The organism is Immundisolibacter sp., from assembly GCF_028696615.1.
Lineage (GTDB): Bacteria > Pseudomonadota > Gammaproteobacteria > Immundisolibacterales > Immundisolibacteraceae > Immundisolibacter.
In genome coordinates this window covers 1-2,539 of record NZ_JAQVGQ010000321.1, presented here as the reverse complement: position 1 = coordinate 2,539, position 2,539 = coordinate 1, and the positions used below count along the sequence as shown (strand labels likewise).

The following is a 2,539-nucleotide window of genomic DNA, read 5'->3' as shown; positions in this document are numbered from 1 at the left end:
CATCGAGCACGCCATGCAGACGCTCGGCGGCATGGGCTACGCGCGCGAGTCGCACCTCGAGCGGTTGTGGCGTGACGCGCGGCTGTTCAAGTTCGCGCCGGTGGCCGAGGAGATGGTGCTGAACTTCATTGCCACGCATGACCTTGGGCTGCCGCGCGGCTATTGATTTCCACGCAACGGGAGCGTGTCCCGCTGCGTGTTGGGGCAAAGGGCAACTGCCGATTCCAACCGGGGCAGACACATGGTCAACCTGAGCGCCTTCATCGACTACCACGCCCGCGTCAGCCCGCAGCGCGAGGCGGTGCTCTACGCGGGCGAGCGCATCACCTACGCCGATCTCGCCGCGCGCCTGCGGGCGCTCGCGGCGCTGTTCGCGGCGCGCGGCATCGGCGCCGGCGACGTGGTGGCGCTGCTGATGAAAAACAGCGCGGCATACCTCGACATCGCCTTTGCCGCCTCGTATCTGGGCGCGGTGTTCCTGCCCATCAATTACCGCCTGTCGCGCGAGGAAGTGGCCTACATCGTCGCCGACTCGGGCGCCAAGCTGCTGTGCGTGGACGAGGAACTCGCCGCCAGCGCCGGCGGCACCGACGCGGTGTTGGTATTCGACGAGGCCGCGCAGCGCGACCCGCGCGTGCTCGGCCGCGGTAGCCCGCCGCCGCCGGTGCCGCGCGGTCCGCAGGACCTGATGCGCCTGATGTACACCTCGGGCACCACCGCCCACCCCAAGGGCGTCACGCACAGCTACGGCAACTTCTACTGGAAGAACATGGACCACGCCCTAGCGCTCGGTCTGTCGCCACACAGCCGCTGCAACGTGGTCGGACCGCTCTACCACGTCGGCGGCATGGACCTGCCGGGCCTGAACGTCCTGTGGCACGGCGGGCTACTGTGCGTGCATCGCGAGTTCGACCCCGAGGCCACGCTGGCCGCGATCGCCGCCGAGCGGCTCGACTGCACCTGGATGGCGCCGGTGATGACCGGGCGCGTGCTCGCCTTCGAAGGGCGCGAGCGCTATGACGTCTCGAGCCTGCGCTGGTGCGTCGGCGGCGGCGAGAAGACGCCCGAATCACGCATCCGCGCGTTCTCCGACTATTTCACCCAGGCGCGCTACATCGACGGCTACGGACTGACCGAAACCTGCGGCGGCGACACGCTGATGGAAGCCGGCTTCGAGCTCACCAAGATCGGCTCGACCGGGCGGCCGACCGCGCATGTCGAGCTGCGCATCCGGGACGAGCTGGGCGCCGACCTGCCGCCCGGCACCAGCGGCGAGGTGTGCCTGCGCGGCCCCAAGGTCACCGCCGGCTACTGGAACGCGCGGCAGAAAAACGCCGAGAGCTTTTTCGCGGACGGCTTTTTCCGCACCGGTGACGTGGGTTACGTCGACCAGGACGGCTTTCTGTATCTGACCGACCGGCGCAAGGACATGATCATCTCCGGCGGCGAGAACATCGCCTCGTCGGAAATCGAGCGCGTCATCCACGAGCTGCCCGAGGTCGCCGAATGCGCCGTCATCGGCGTGCCCGACGCGCGCTGGGGCGAGCGGCCGCTGGCGCTGGTGGTGCTGCGCGAGGGCGCCCGCCTCGACGAGGACGCGCTGCGCGCGCATTGCCGCGCGCGCCTGGCCGCCTTCAAGGTGCCGGATCGCTTCCTGGTGCGCGCCAGCCTGCCGCGCAATCCGTCCGGCAAAGTCCTCAAGCGCGTGCTGCGCGAGGAGATCACCGGCGGCTGACCGTTGGAACAGGGCTGTCCCGACCCTTTTTCAGCCGCCGCGGACGAACACCTGCGCCGTGTGCCAGGCCAAAAACGGTGCATGGGCGGCCGTGAGTCCGGGTACGCGCCGCGGCGTGGTCAGGCCCAGCACGGCGAGCGCTGCCGGCGGCAGGCGCCGCGAGGGTTCGACCCGGCCGTCCGGATGCACCGTGATCAGCCCCTGGTCGTAGGCGGCATCCAGATGCGCGGCCAGCAGCAGGCCGTTGTGCACATCGAGCCGCTCGGCGTCGCTCGCGTCCTTCCATGGCTTGGCGTGGCTGGCGCGCAAAAGCTCCGGCACGTCCAGTCCGCTGATCGCGCAGCGCCCGCCCCAGTAGTCGAGCAACCCCTGGCGGAATAGCACTTGCCCGCGCCGCTGGCGCACCAGCGCCTCGGCCTCGGTGACATCGATGTGATCCGTGGTCTGCTGATATTGGGTGAGCAGCGCGTCGGGCAGCGTGCGCTCCAGTACCCGCGCCCGGTGCAGCAGCGTCAGCAGGTCGTTGGGCGAGGCCACCTGCCGTGCACCGGCCGCGCCACCGGGAAGCGACCCGCTCCACGGCGCGCCGATGGGCAACTCCGCCAGCACGTCGCGGCGCGACAGCGCGGCGATCAGCGTCGCGTCCTGCGCGCGCAACCACAACTTGAGATCGCGGCCGGGCATGGCGAACGCCAGCCAGCCGCCCGCCTCGCCCAGTTCGACGACGAAACCGGCGTCATTGGCGAGCTTGGCCAGGATGATGGGCGAGAGGCCGCTCATGCCGGATGCGCCGCCAGCCGGTTG

Annotated in this window: 3 protein-coding genes; 2 read left to right on the top strand and 1 reads right to left on the bottom strand. The window is 70.1% G+C overall.

Going from position 1 to position 2,539, the window contains the following annotated elements; translation table 11 throughout:
- Together PHC73_RS14060 and PHC73_RS13830 are read left to right on the top strand one after the other, a co-directional pair.
- The coding region (locus tag PHC73_RS14060; protein ID WP_366949895.1) for an acyl-CoA dehydrogenase family protein at positions 1–166 on the top strand (166 nt) is incomplete at its 5' end.
- A 75-nt stretch (positions 167–241) separates the two neighbouring features.
- Positions 242–1,735 (top strand): AMP-binding protein, encoded by a 1,494-nt coding sequence (locus tag PHC73_RS13830; RefSeq protein ID WP_300129418.1) that lies wholly within the window; start codon positions 242–244, stop codon positions 1,733–1,735.
- A gap of 30 nt (positions 1,736–1,765) precedes the next feature.
- On the opposite strand, the gene PHC73_RS13825 is transcribed toward PHC73_RS13830, so the two are convergent.
- On the bottom strand, positions 1,766–2,539 hold a 774-nt coding region (locus tag PHC73_RS13825; RefSeq protein ID WP_300129416.1), incomplete at its 5' end, for an HNH endonuclease.

What these genes read in the sequence shown, in the direction of transcription:
- PHC73_RS13830 (WP_300129418.1), top strand. Translation starts at nt 242, where the DNA reads ATGGTCAACCTGAGCGCCTTCATCGACTACCACGCCCGCGTCAGCCCG.